Genomic DNA, 12,219 nt, shown 5'->3' with positions numbered 1-12,219 from the left:
GCCCCCGCGTACCCCCGGACCGCCTGCGTCGCCGCCTCCAGCTCCGCGACGCGTTCCTCGAGGTCGTCGAGCCGCGATTCGAGCCGCTCGCGCTCGGCGGTCGCCTCTGCGCCCGCGGCGGCGTCAGCCGGACGCGCGTCGCTCCCGGTCACAGCGCGTTCGACGGCGCGGAGCCGCCCCTCGATCCGGTCGTTCGGTCCGCTCGCCCCCGTCGCCTCCGTCGCCGCCGCTTCCGTCGCCTCCGGTTCCGCGCCCGCCGGCGCGGCGCCCTGCGCGTGATCGGTCATGCGACCCGTTGCTCGCGGTTTCACTCTTAAACCTCGAGGAAACAGTATTGTCGAGGGCCCCGGTACGTGGTTGCATGAAAGCAGTCCTCCTCGGCGTCGGACAGGCGGGCGGCAAGCTCACGACCGCCCTCGCGGAGTTCGACGCCGACGCCGGCTACGGCGCGGTCCTCGACGCGCTCGCGGTGAACACCGCCGCCGCCGACCTCGACCCGCTCCCGCTCGAAACGGTTCTCGTCGGGCAGTCGCGCGTCAACGGCCACGGCGTCGGCGGCGACAACGAACTCGGCGCGGAAGTGATGGACGAAGACGCGGTCGAGGTGCTCGACGCCCTCGCCCCGAAGGTCACCGCGGAGGCCGAGGCGGTGTTCGTCGTCGCCGGGCTCGGCGGCGGCACGGGCTCCGGCGGCGCGCCGGTCCTCGTCCGCGAACTGAACAGGGTGTACGACGTCCCCGTCTACGCGATCGGCATCCTCCCGGGCCGCGACGAGGGGACGATGTACCAGGTGAACGCCGGGCGGTCGCTCAAGACGCTGGTCCGCGAGGCCGACGCGACGGTCCTGCTCGACAACGACGCGTGGCGCTCCGCGGGCGAGTCCGTCGAGGGGGGCTACGAGGCGATCAACGCCTCGATGGCGAAGCGGATCGGCCTAATCTTAGCCGCCGGCGAGGCGGTCGAGGGCGTCGGCGAGTCCGTCGTCGACACGAGCGAGGTGATCAACACGCTCCGCGCGGGCGGGATGGCCGCGGTCGGCTTCGCCTCGGCGCCCGCCGCCGAGGACCCGCAGGAGAACGTCACCACGGTGACGAGCGCGGTCCGCAGCGCGGTGATGACGGGACTCTCGCTGCCGAACGCGACCGACGCCGACGCCGCCCTCGTCGCGGTCGCCGGCGACCCGGACCGGATCTCGCGGAAGGGCGCGGAGAAGGCTCGCAAGTGGCTCCAAGAGGAGACGGGGTCGATGCAGGTCCGCGGCGGCGACTTCCCGCTCGACTCCGAGCGGGTCGCCGCCTTGGTCCTCCTCGCGGGCGTCGAGCGCTCGCAGCGGGTCGAGGCGTTCCTGGAGCGCGCGCGGCAGGCGGTCCGCGACGAGCGCGAGGAGAAGCCGGACCCGGCGGCGGCGTTCGAGAACGACGAGATCGACGACCTGCTCTGAGGCGATCGGAGCGCCCGGAGCCGGTCGGCGAGTCGGCCGCCGTCCGGCCGGCGGGACAGGTTCCGCACCTTTTTGGTCTCGCCCGGTGGAGTCTCGCCCGATGACTCATCCGTGGGACGACTGGGACCACGTGCTGAAGGTCGATCCCGACAAGGACCTCCGGCGGGGCGAGACCTTCGAGGACGTCTGCCGGACCGGGACGGACGCGATCGAGATCGGCGGGACCCTCGACGTCACCGCGGAGAAGATGACTCGCGTCGTCGACGCCGCCGCGGAGTACGACGTGCCGCTGTACCAGGAGCCGTCGAACCCGGGCGTCGTGATCGACTCGCCCGCGCTCGACGGGTACCTGATCCCCACCGTGTTCAACGCGGGCGGCCCCTTCTGGATCACCGGCGCGCACAAGGAGTGGGTCCGCATCGACGACCTCGACTGGAGCCGGACCCACACCGAGGCGTACATCGTGATGAACCCCGAGGCGTCTGTCGCACAGCTGACGGAGGCCGACTGCGACCTCGCCGCGGACGACGTGGAGGCGTACGCGAAGATCGCGGAGCGCATGTTCGGGCAGAAGATCGTCTACGTCGAGTACTCGGGCACCTTCGGCGACGCGGAGAAGGTCGCGGCCGCCCACGACGCCTTAGACGACGCCACGCTGTTCTACGGCGGCGGCATCCACGACTACGAGTCGGCCAACGAGATGGCCGCCCACAGCGACGTGATCGTCGTCGGCGACCTGCTCCACGACGAGGGCGTCGACGCGGTCCGAGAGACCGTGAAGGGCGCGAAGGACGCGCACGACGACTGAAACTCCCGCTTCTGCGGAGCGGTCGGACTCCGCTCAGTCCGCGCCGGCGTACCCGTCCAGCATGTTCTCGACGTACTTCGCGATCACGTCGACCTCCAGGTGGACCGGGTCGCCGACCGACTTCTCGGAGAGCGTCGTCAACTCGTAGGTCGTCGGGATGACCGCGACGTCGAACTCTCCGCCGCGCTTCTCGGCGACCGTCAGCGAGATCCCGTCGAGCGTCACGGAGCCCTTGTCGACGAGGTAGTCGCCGTGGCCCTCGGGGATCGCGAACGCGAACCGCCAGTCCTCGCCGACCCGTTCGATCCCCGTCACCTCGGCGACGGTGTCGACGTGGCCCTGGACGACGTGGCCGTCGAACCGCCCGTCCGCGGGCATCGCGCGCTCGACGTTGACCGGATCGCCCTCGTCGACCTCGCCGAGGTACGTCTTCGCGACCGTCTCGCTCGCGAGGAACACCGAGAACCACTCGCCGTCGGTGTCGTCGCCGTCGAGTCCGCACTCCTCGACGGTCAGGCAGACGCCGCTCACGCTTATCGACTGGCCGTGGTGGAGGTCGTCGAACCCGTCGACGCCGATCCGCAGGCGGAGCCCGTCGTCGGTCTCGGTCCGCTCGCGGACCGTGCCGGTGCCCTCGACGATGCCGGTGAACATACCGGAACTAGAGGCGGGCGAGGGATATCCGTTCTGGGTCGACGCGCCCGGCACGGACCGGGTCCCGGGTGCGAGCCCGCCGCGCGCACCGCGACCGCTGCCCACACCGCGACCGCCGCCCACACCGCGACCGTCGCCGGCGCGCCGCGTCCCTTTTGACCCCCGGCAGCCAACGGGTCACCGATGCGACTCGGACTGCTCGATATGATCGGGCTGGCGGCCTCGCTGATCTTCGCCATCCCGCTCGGGAACTACGCCGTCTTTCGGCTACTCGACGGTGAGGTCGCGCTCGGCGGCGGCCTGCTGGTCGTCGCCGTCGCGATGGTGGTCCTCCCGCAGTACTTCCTCGATCCCGCGCAGATCCTCCGCCGGCTGCTCTCCGGACTCCTGCCGTCCCGGCTCAGGGGGGACGACGCGGCGGCTCCCGAGACGGAAGACGACTCGCCGTCCCTCGCGGTCGGGAGCGACTCGGACGACCGCTGACCGCGGGCCGTTCCCGCGGCCGCGGCGACCGAAGGCCGCGGCTCGCGCTGCCCCCGAGCAGTCGCGGGCGTCGTCGCGTCGTCACCCCCGAACTCGGGCGACGAGCGCGGCGCCGAGAAGCCCCAGTGCGGCGGCGACGACGCCGAATCCGGGAGCCTCGCCTCCGGTGTCGCCCGTGTCGGGCGAATCGACGTCGTCGACCACGAGCACGTCCCGCGTCACCGGCCCGTCGAGCGCCTCGTTACCGCGGACGGTCAGCGTCGCCCGGTCTCCCGGCTCGGCGACGCTCGCGTCGAACGTCGCCGTCGCTTCCCCGTCCGTCACCGTCGCCTCTCGGGTCTCGATGAAGTCCGTGCTCGCGTCGCCGGCCGACCGGAGTCGCATCTCGACGGCCGCCCCGTCGCCGAGCTCGACGGGCACCGTGACGGCGGTCGCGCGCGGCTCGACGAGGACGTCCGCGTCCTCGACGCTCGCGGCGGTGACGGCCTCGACCGCGTCATCGTTTCCGTCGGCGCCGTCGCCGCTTTCACCGCCGGCGTCGACTCTCAGCGTGCCGACGTCCGTCGGCTCGCTCCCGTCGCCGACGAACAGCCGCAGGTCGTACGCTCCGGGAGCGGGGGCTCCGCCGAGATCGGTCTCGCCGTCGAGTTCGACCGCTGCGCCGTCGGCGGTCAGCGGATCACCGCCGTCGCCCGCCGCGCCGTGGTCGTACGTGAGCGCGGCGGCGCCGTCGGCGTCCGGCGTCACCGTCGCTCGGAGCTCGTATCCGGCCTCGTCCTCGTCGCCGATCACGACCTCGAACGATTCGACGCCGTCGGACTCGATGACGATCGTTCCGGTCCCGCCGTCGGTCACCGCGACGATCGACTCGTCGAGTTCCGCGCTCCCGTCGGCGGCGGCGGCGCCGGCGGCGGCGAGAGCGAGGATTCCGACGACGGCGACCGCGGCCACGAACAGCCCGGTCCCGACGCGCTGTAGTCGTCTCCCGACGCGTCCGATCCGTTCGGCCTCGTCGGCCGAGGTGGAGGGTCTCGATCGCATGCGTCTCAACGGTCTCCCCGTTCGATCAAAGCGACTTCGATGCCTCAAACGATAGTTGTAGTTACCGTCCGATCGGGCGCCACCGTGACCCCTCGCCGACTCAGTCGCGTTCGGTCGGGGCGATCCCGAACGGGTACTCGGCCAGTATCTCGTAGCCGTCCTCGGTGACGAGGATCAGGTCCTCCAGCCTGACGCCGCCGACCTCGGGGTCGTAGACGCCGGGCTCGACGGTCACGACGTGGCCCGGGCGGAGCTCGCCCGCGCCCGTCAGCGACGGCCCCTCGTGGAGGCTCACGCCCACGCCGTGGCCCGTGCCGTGAGTGAAACCGGTCTCGCCCTCGCTCGCGTTCGGGTCGAACCCGTACGCGGCCAGCTCGGCGGCCGCCTCGCCGTGGACGGTCTTCGCGGGGACGCCCGGCTCGACCTCGTCGAGCGCGGCCTCGCGCGCGGCCTCGACGGCGACGTACGCGCGGCGCTCCCACCCGCCGTCGCCGTCGACGACGAACGTCCGGGTCGCGTCGCCGTAGTAGCCGTCCGGGCCCCGCGGCGAGACGTCCAGCAGCACCGTCTCGCCGGGCCGGATCGGGTCGTCGCCGACGTGGTGGAGGTCGGCGGCCGACGGGCCGGCGCCGATCACCGTGTTGCCGGCGTCGCGGACTCCCCGGGCCGCGAGCGCTCGATTCACCTCGCGGCGGAGCCGCTCCGTCGTCAGCGGCTCGCCCGCCCAGCGGAGCGGGGGTCGGCGGCCGTCGTCGGACCGGGGCCCTCCCGCGCCCTCGTCGACCGGCCCGACGACCTCGCTCTCGGCGAGGACCGCTTCGGCGCGCCCCATCCCGGCGACCGTCGCGCGCTGGACGCGCCGGAGCCGGTCGACCTCCGCGGGCGTCTTCCGCTCTCTGGCGGCCGCGACCGCGTCCGTCGACGCCAGCTCGTTGCCCGCGCGTTCCAGGTACACCGCGGCGTCGTGGGGGATCGACGCCGGAGTGAGAACCCTGCGACCGCCGCTCTCGACCGCGGCGAGGTCGTCGAGGAGCGCGGCCGCGCGCTCGCCGGCGTGGTCGCCGACGTTCCCGGTCCGGACCTCGCGGGCGACGCCGTCGCGGAACCGGGCGCCGTCGCCGTCTGCCGGCTCCGCGGTCGAGTCGCGCGCGCCCGCGACGAACTCGCGCTCCGCCTGCTCGCGGAACAGCGCGGGGGCGCAGAGGGCCGCGCGGGCGCCGGGGTCGGCGTTGTCGACGGCCGCTCCGCCGCTCGGAACGACGACCAGCGCGTAGGGGCGGTCCGGGCCCGAAAAGCGCGTGAGGTAGCGCAGGTCGTCGTCGGACCGGTCGCCGACGGCGACGAACGCGGCCGCGTCGGCGTCGCGGACCGCCTCGACGACCGGTCGGAGGTCGGTCCGGAGCGGGCGGAGGCCCTCCTCGGCGCCCTCCGGCGTCGCGGCGTCCTCGCTCACGGCTCGGGTTCGGGCACCGCCAGCTCCGCCTGGACCTCCTCGACGAGGTCCTGTGCCGGCTCCTCGCGGAGCTCGTTGAACAGCAGGACGCTGATCGGGAGCGTCGGCGCGCCGCTGATGAGGCTCTCCATGATCACGAGCCGCTCGCGGGCGCGGGACATCCCCACGTAGAAGACGCGGCGCTCGTTGTCCGTGAGGACGGGGACTGGACTCGTCGTCTTCGTGAACTCCTCGACGCCGTCGACGTCGCTCGGGTCGTCGATGGAGGCCGCCATCTGCTCGACCACCTTCTCCGTGAGGTCGGTGGCGACGAACACGTGGTCCGCCTCGCGACCCTTCGCGGAGTGGATGGTGCCGACGCGGACCCGGGTCGGGTCGGTCCCCTGGTACTCGCCGTCGAAGTACGCGCCCATCGACTTCCGCTGGAAGCTCGTCACCTTCCGGACCATGTCGTCGGCGCTGGCGGCGTCCGGCATGAACGGGATGTACTCGTCGAGCGTGTCGGCCGGGATCTCGATCCGGGCGACGTCGTCCGCGTCGGCCGCCTCCTCGCGGTCGTCGAGGAAGTCGTAGAACTCCTCGCGGTCGTGGGTGCCGAACGCCGACTCCTGGAGCATGTCCGCGAGCCGCCGCGCCTCCAGCCCGGTGACGGGCTCGTCGGCCTCGGCCTTCTCGATCGCGCTGACGTAGTCCCGGACTCGGTCGGTCCACATCCGGCCGTCGGTGAGCATCGTGAACGGGATGCCGTGGTCGATGAACTCGTCGATGAAGTCGAACATCTGGTAGCGCGCCCGGAACAGACACATCACGTCGCCCTCGTCGTCCTCGACCGTGTACCGCACGTTCCGGACCAGCTCGATCATCGACGGCGACTCGATCGCCTCGACGGTACCGCCCTCCTTGCGCGGGTGGAGGTCCTTCTCCTGACGCTTGTCGATGTGGCGGATCTCGGCGTTGACGACGTTGAGGATCTCCGAGGGGAGCCGGTAGGAGTTCGGGAGGACCACGTCCTCGTCGACGTCGGTGTCCAAGAGGAGGTCGGGATCGGCGCCCTGCCACGCGTAGACGACCTGGTCGTCGTCGCCGGCGATCAGGACCTTCTCCATGTGCGGCCGCCACTCCTCGAAGACGTTGTACTGGAGCGTCGTGATGTCCTGGAACTCGTCGATGATCAGGTAGTCGACGCTGGGGACGAGCGAGCGCTGCGCGACCCGTTCGAGCATGTCGGCGAAGCCGACGAGGTCGTTGTCGCCCTTGTACGCGCGCCACGCCCGGATCGTCTCGGGGATGTCGATGCGGTCGTCGTCGGAGGGCCACGTCGGGGTGTACTTGTTCCCCTGCTGGGCGTTGGGGTCCTCCTCGGGCGGGAGCCGAACCTCCTCGACGTTCCACTGGAAGGGCACGTCGTACCAGTCGGCCACGTCGCGCTCGGTGCGCTGGAGCCACTGCGAGGTGGCGATGATCTTGTTGCCGATCGTCGTCGAGCGCGCGGTCCGGCGGCCGGCCCCGCCGTGCTGGTCCTCGAACTCGATGCCGTACTCCTCGCAGAACGACTCCTTGTCGTCCTCGCCGACCACGTCGCCCCGGGAGAGGTCGAGCAGCTCGTACGCCTTCGCGTGCATCGTGCTCACGTTCCCCTGGAGGCTGCGCGGGGAGACGTCGAGCCGCTCTGCCAGCCGCTCGCGGATCTCGGCGGCCGCCGCGCGCGTGTAGGAGACGACGAGCACGTCGCGCACGTCGGCGTCCTCCTCCTCGAGAATCTCCTCGACGCGGTCGAGGAGCGCGGTCGTCTTCCCGCTCCCGGGCCCCCCGAACAGCCGCGTCACCGTGGCGTCAGTCATTGTTACTCCCAGATTCCGACTCTCCTTAAACGCCATGGCTCGGTGATCGCCGATGCGAGCGTCGATCCGACGGCGGCGAAGCGGCGACTCATCCCCGATCGGCGCCTCAGCTGCCCCGCGTCGCGCGCGCTTCGCGGACGTCGGCGCCGTCGCGGACCATGTCCTCGCAGGCCGGGCAGACGCGGGGCCGGTCGACCTCGTTCGGGGTGAACACCCGCACGTAGTCGGTCGTGACGAACGAACCGCAGTTCTGACAGGTCGGCATGGTAGTCACTATCGAGTAATTCCACATAATACTACCGGGGAGTGTGGCGGAAAGAAAATTCGCGGAACGCGTCGCCGGGGCGAGCGTCAGCTCGGCCGCCAGTCGCAGACCGAACACCGCGCGGATCCCTCCTCGTGGAGCGCACCGCACTCGGGACACTGGAGCTTGTTATAGGACCGCTCCCAGCGTACGATCTCTGTCTCGTGACCGTGGTCCGAGAGGAACTCGTCGAACACGTCGTCGTCCGAGCTGGGTGCACTACTAGACATGCGTGATATGGTATGCCACACCAGCATATATATGTTTCTCTCGTTCTCGTCGCTGCGAATTACACGGACGTTCGATCAGTTTTTCGAAAATAAATAGGTCGATTCGAAACGTCGAATCCCCCGACCGCTACGGACGGAACTAACGCGGCGTTCACCAGGGTTCGTTCTTGACGCCGAGCGCGTACGCCGCGACGTTCGTGACGACGTGGAGGACGGGCGTCATCACGAGGACGACCGCGAGGACGCGCGGCGCGAACACCGCGAGCGCCCAGTCGGTGTCGACGACGAAGGCGAGGACCAGCGCGCCGACGACGAAGTCCAGCTGGTCGAGCCCGGGGAACGCGGCGCCGCGCTCGCGCCCGGACCGGCGCTTGAGGAAGGAGGCGCCGATGTCGCCGCACATCGCGCCGAACGCGAGCGCGAACGCCGCCGGGAGCGCGAACGTCGGCAGGTCGGCGCCCAGCGCGGCGCTCGCCGGGGCGGCCAGCCCGTTGAGCCCCATCGCGAGGAGGACGCCGACCAGCGTCCCGACCGCGGTGCCGCGCCACGTCTTCCCATCGCCGAGCAGCCGCGCCCCCCGCCACTCGCGCCCCCCGTCGATTGGGCGGCCGCCACCCGCAAGCACCGCGGCGTTGTTCGGGACGTACGCCGGGAGCATCGCCCAGAACGCGGTCGCGACAAGCGTACCGATCATACCTCCACGGGCGGCGCGCGGCGTGTTATAAACCCCGGATCGCGCTCCCGGTCACGGCCGCCGGGTCGACAAAGGTAAACTTCGCCCCGTCCGGAAGCATCAGTATGATTCCCCCAATCGCCCGGCGGTTCGTCGCCGGCGAGAGCGTTCCGGCCGCCCTCGACCACGCCCGCGCCGCGAACGAGGACGGCGTCGCGCTCATCCTGAACCTGCTCGGCGAGCACTACGACGACCCCGCGGACGCCCGCGCGGACACGGACGCGTATCTCTCCCTGCTCGAGGACATCGCCGACAGCGGCCTCGACGCCTGTCTCTCGGTGAAGCCCTCGCAGATCGGGATGGACGTCTCGCCCGACCTGTTCGAGGAGCACTACCGCGAGATAGTCGCCCGCGCTCACGAGCTCGACGCGTTCGTCTGGTGCGACATGGAGGACGCCGACACCACCGACGCCACCCTCGACGCCTTCGAGTCGATCGCCGCCGACTACCCGTGGAGCGTCGGGCAGTGTATCCAGTCGAACCTCAAGCGCACCGCCGACGACCTCGACCGCCTCGTCGACGTGCCCGGCAAGATCCGGCTCGTGAAAGGGGCGTACGACGAGCCGTCGTCGATCGCGTACACCGACAAGGCGCGCGTCGACGAGGCGTACCGCGACGACCTGACCCTCCTCTTCGAGCGCCGCGAGCGCGGGATCGCCGTCGGGAGCCACGACCCGGCGATGATCTCGCTGGCGGACCGGCTCGCCCGCGACCACGGCGCCGACTACGAGGTCCAGATGCTGATGGGCGTCCGCGAGGACGCGCAGCGCGACCTCGCCGCGCAGGGGATCGACGTGTACCAGTACGCGCCGTACGGCGACAAGTGGCTCTCGTACTTCTACCGGCGCGTCCGCGAGCGCAAGGAGAACCTGACGTTCGCGGTCCGGGCGGTGCTGGGCGCGTAGTCGACGCGACGCTCGAACCCCGCCGACCGCGCGTCGCCGGTACGTAGAAGCCCTCTTAAGGATTGCCGACACATACCAACGCGATAGATGTCCACGTGGAAACGCGACTTCGCCAGCGGGCTCATCGTGCTGGCGCCGCTCCTCGTTCTCCTGTTGGTCCTCCGCTGGATCTACCAGTACATCGCCTCGATCCCCCTCATCGAGGGACTCCAGCCCGAGGTCATCCCGGCGCCGTTAGAGCCCGTCTCCCGGGTCATCATCGCGTTCGCGGTGTTCGCGACGGTCGTGCTCGCGGTGGGGTACTTCATGCGGACCACGCTCGGTCGGTTGGCGGAGTCGGCGGTGGACGACGCGATAAATCGGATCCCGGCGCTCCGGGTGGTGTACAACGCCTCGAAGCTCGCGATCGAGACGGCGATCTCAGGCACCGACGAGCTGCAGAGCCCGGTGTACATCGAGACCTGGCCCGGGATCCGGATGACCGCCTTCCGGACCGGGAAGAAGACCCGCGACGGGAAGATCGTCCTGTTCATGCCGACCGCGCCGAACATCACCACCGGCTTCGTCATCGAGGTCGAGCCGGACCGCATCGAGGAAACGGGCGAGACCGTCGAGGAGGGGATGACGCGGGTCCTCTCGGCCGGGTTCGCGGAGTCGGCCCATCAGGTCCCCGTCCGCGAGGAGGACCCCGCCGAGGGCGACGGCGGCGGGACGCCGGGCGGGTTCGGACGCGTCCGGACGGACGGGACCCCGAGCGACGGGGAGGGGTCGGCGGCCGAGGGACGCGGGTCCGGCGAGTAGCCGTTCGAGCGCGCGCGGTTCAGGCGAAAAAAGCGGTCGGTCGAAAGGCCGGCGCGGCGAGCTAGAGGTAGGTGAACCACTCGTCGTGGTCGTCGGTCCGCCGCTCGACCAGGTCGAAGAAGGCCCGCTGGAGCTCCTCGGTCACCGGGCCGCGGGTGCCCGCGCCGATCTCGGTGTCGTCGACCGACCGGATCGGGGTGACCTCCGCGGCGGAGCCGGTGAAGAACAGCTCGTCGGCGGTGTACAGCTGTCCGCGGGAGATGACGGCCTCGTCGTGGACCTCGTAGCCGCGCTCCTCGGCGAGCGTGATCACGGTGTCGCGCGTGATCCCCTCGAGGATCGACTGGGCGGGCCCGGTGGTGTATATCTCGCCGTCGTTGACCATGAAGACGTTCTCGCCGGGGCCCTCCGCGACGTTCCCCTCCTTGTTGAGAACGATCGCCTCGACGTAGCCGTTGCGGCGGGCCTCCTCCCCCGCCAGCATGGAGTTGACGTAGAGGCCGGTCGTCTTCACGTTCGTCGGGACCTGCGAGGAGGCGTGCTTCCGCCACGAGGAGACCATCACGTCGACGCCCTCCTCCAGGGCCTCCTCGCCGAGGTACGCGCCCCACGGCCACGCGGCGAGCACGAGGTCGGTCGGGCAGTCCTTCGGCGAGACGCCCAGCGAGTCGTAGCCGTAGTAGGCGATCGGCCGGATGTACGCGGAGTCGAGGTCCTGCCGGTCGAGCAGTTCGAGGGTGGCCTCGGTTATCTCCTCGCGGGAGTGTTCGATCTCCATGTCGTACATCTTCGCGGAGTCGAACAGCCGGTCGAGGTGCTCTTCCCAGCGGAAGACGGCGGGGCCCTGCTCCGTGTCGTAACAGCGGACGCCCTCGAACACGCCGCTCCCGTAGTGGAGCGCGTGGGTCAGAACGTGGGTCGTCGCGTCCTCCCAGTCGAGGAACTCCCCGTTCTTCCAGATCGTGTCGACGTCCATCTCGTCGAATCCCATACTCTGAGGTTGCGGTGGTCGGTCTTAAAACTGTGACAACCGGCCGGGGCTGTCGCGAGGAAGCGAGACCGGACTCCGGTGACGGAGTGACGGTGAACCACTCCGAAGCTCCAGCTGCTCATTTATAAATACACGACCACTGATCGGCGGAGAACACTTCCAGAGCCCCAGTCGCGAGGACGGCGCACGCTCGCTGTCGCCCGAAAATCTTCGATTTTCGGGACGTCGTCAGAATCCTTCGGATTCTGACTGCTAGCCAGAAATCTCTGATTTCTGGCGATGACGAGAGAGCTTCGCTCTCTCGAACCACGCGCTTCAGTCGCTCACTTCGTTCGCTCCTTCCAGTGCTTGCGTCGTCATCAGAACGCGAAGCGTTCTGATTGGCTCACGAGAGCTCCGCTCTCGTGAACGCCTGCGCCGTCCTCGCGACTGCCCCTTTGAGCCCCGCCCCGCACCGCTCCGCACCTCACGCCTCCCCAGCCTCGCCGCTCACGCCCTATCGGGCGTTCGCGGCGCCCCTCGCGCGTGCTGCTT

The 12,219-nt window shown here is 70.3% G+C and carries 13 protein-coding genes and 1 pseudogene; 5 read left to right on the top strand and 9 right to left on the bottom strand.

Annotation, left to right across the window (positions count from 1 at the left end; genetic code table 11):
• Nucleotides 1-287, bottom strand: a pseudogene (locus B9G38_RS10990) (hypothetical protein); the annotation flags it as partial.
• A 74-nt stretch (nt 288-361) separates the two neighbouring features.
• On the opposite strand from B9G38_RS10990, the gene B9G38_RS10985 reads away from it, so the two are divergent.
• Together B9G38_RS10985 and B9G38_RS10980 are read left to right on the top strand one after the other, a co-directional pair.
• On the top strand, nt 362-1,441 hold the full coding sequence (locus B9G38_RS10985; RefSeq protein WP_086220403.1) for a tubulin/FtsZ family protein: 1,080 nt from the start codon (nt 362-364) through the stop codon (nt 1,439-1,441).
• Nucleotides 1,442-1,541: 100 nt separating this feature from the next.
• Nucleotides 1,542-2,249: a phosphoglycerol geranylgeranyltransferase gene (locus B9G38_RS10980; RefSeq protein WP_086220402.1), complete on the top strand. Its 708-nt coding sequence runs from the start codon at nt 1,542-1,544 to the stop codon at nt 2,247-2,249.
• A 33-nt stretch (nt 2,250-2,282) separates the two neighbouring features.
• Here the strand turns inward: B9G38_RS10980 and B9G38_RS10975 are convergent, their stop codons facing one another.
• Nucleotides 2,283-2,903: a riboflavin synthase gene (locus B9G38_RS10975; protein ID WP_086220401.1), complete on the bottom strand. Its 621-nt coding sequence runs from the start codon at nt 2,901-2,903 to the stop codon at nt 2,283-2,285.
• A 183-nt stretch (nt 2,904-3,086) separates the two neighbouring features.
• Between B9G38_RS10975 and B9G38_RS10970 the strand changes: the two genes are divergently transcribed.
• Nucleotides 3,087-3,386 carry a hypothetical protein gene (locus tag B9G38_RS10970; protein WP_086220400.1) on the top strand — a complete coding sequence of 100 codons (300 nt, stop codon included), beginning with the start codon at nt 3,087-3,089 and terminating at the stop codon, nt 3,384-3,386.
• An 81-nt stretch (nt 3,387-3,467) separates the two neighbouring features.
• On the opposite strand, the gene B9G38_RS10965 is transcribed toward B9G38_RS10970, so the two are convergent.
• From B9G38_RS10965 to B9G38_RS10945, 6 genes are all read right to left on the bottom strand, one after another.
• Entirely contained in the window at nt 3,468-4,427 is a 960-nt protein-coding gene (locus B9G38_RS10965) for a BGTF surface domain-containing protein (RefSeq protein ID WP_086220399.1), read from the bottom strand.
• A gap of 100 nt (nt 4,428-4,527) precedes the next feature.
• Complete coding sequence (locus tag B9G38_RS10960) at nt 4,528-5,880, bottom strand: Xaa-Pro peptidase family protein (protein ID WP_086220398.1); 1,353 nt, start codon at nt 5,878-5,880, stop codon at nt 4,528-4,530.
• Nucleotides 5,877-7,721, bottom strand: coding sequence for a UvrD-helicase domain-containing protein (locus tag B9G38_RS10955; RefSeq protein WP_086220397.1), 1,845 nt, complete (start codon nt 7,719-7,721; stop codon nt 5,877-5,879). Before B9G38_RS10955 ends, B9G38_RS10960 begins: the two co-directional genes overlap by 4 nt.
• A 106-nt stretch (nt 7,722-7,827) precedes the next feature.
• Entirely contained in the window at nt 7,828-7,986 is a 159-nt protein-coding gene (locus B9G38_RS18270; RefSeq protein ID WP_198945678.1) for a hypothetical protein, read from the bottom strand.
• A gap of 86 nt (nt 7,987-8,072) precedes the next feature.
• A complete protein-coding gene (locus B9G38_RS10950; RefSeq protein ID WP_086220396.1) occupies nt 8,073-8,255 on the bottom strand; it encodes an HVO_0416 family zinc finger protein in 183 nt (60 codons plus the stop codon).
• 151 nt (nt 8,256-8,406) lie between these two features.
• On the bottom strand, nt 8,407-8,949 hold the full coding sequence (locus B9G38_RS10945) for a CDP-2,3-bis-(O-geranylgeranyl)-sn-glycerol synthase (protein ID WP_086220395.1): 543 nt from the start codon (nt 8,947-8,949) through the stop codon (nt 8,407-8,409).
• 104 nt (nt 8,950-9,053) lie between these two features.
• Here B9G38_RS10945 and B9G38_RS10940 point away from each other — a divergent pair, with 104 nt between their 5' ends.
• Both B9G38_RS10940 and B9G38_RS10935 read left to right on the top strand, forming a co-directional pair.
• The gene (locus tag B9G38_RS10940; RefSeq protein ID WP_086220394.1) at nt 9,054-9,893 is read left to right on the top strand and encodes a proline dehydrogenase family protein; all 840 of its coding nucleotides are present in this window, start codon (nt 9,054-9,056) and stop codon (nt 9,891-9,893) included.
• Nucleotides 9,894-9,980: 87 nt separating this feature from the next.
• Nucleotides 9,981-10,694, top strand: coding sequence for a DUF502 domain-containing protein (locus B9G38_RS10935; protein WP_086220393.1), 714 nt, complete (start codon nt 9,981-9,983; stop codon nt 10,692-10,694).
• A 61-nt stretch (nt 10,695-10,755) separates the two neighbouring features.
• Here B9G38_RS10935 and B9G38_RS10930 read toward each other — a convergent pair whose 3' ends face one another.
• Entirely contained in the window at nt 10,756-11,685 is a 930-nt protein-coding gene (locus tag B9G38_RS10930) for a branched-chain amino acid transaminase (protein ID WP_086220392.1), read from the bottom strand.
• Nucleotides 11,686-12,219: the final 534 nt, after the last annotated feature.

This window comes from Halorubrum sp. SD612 (assembly GCF_002135005.1).
The sequence above is the reverse complement of the archived record's forward strand: the minus strand, read 5'-3'. Positions and strand labels throughout refer to the sequence as shown.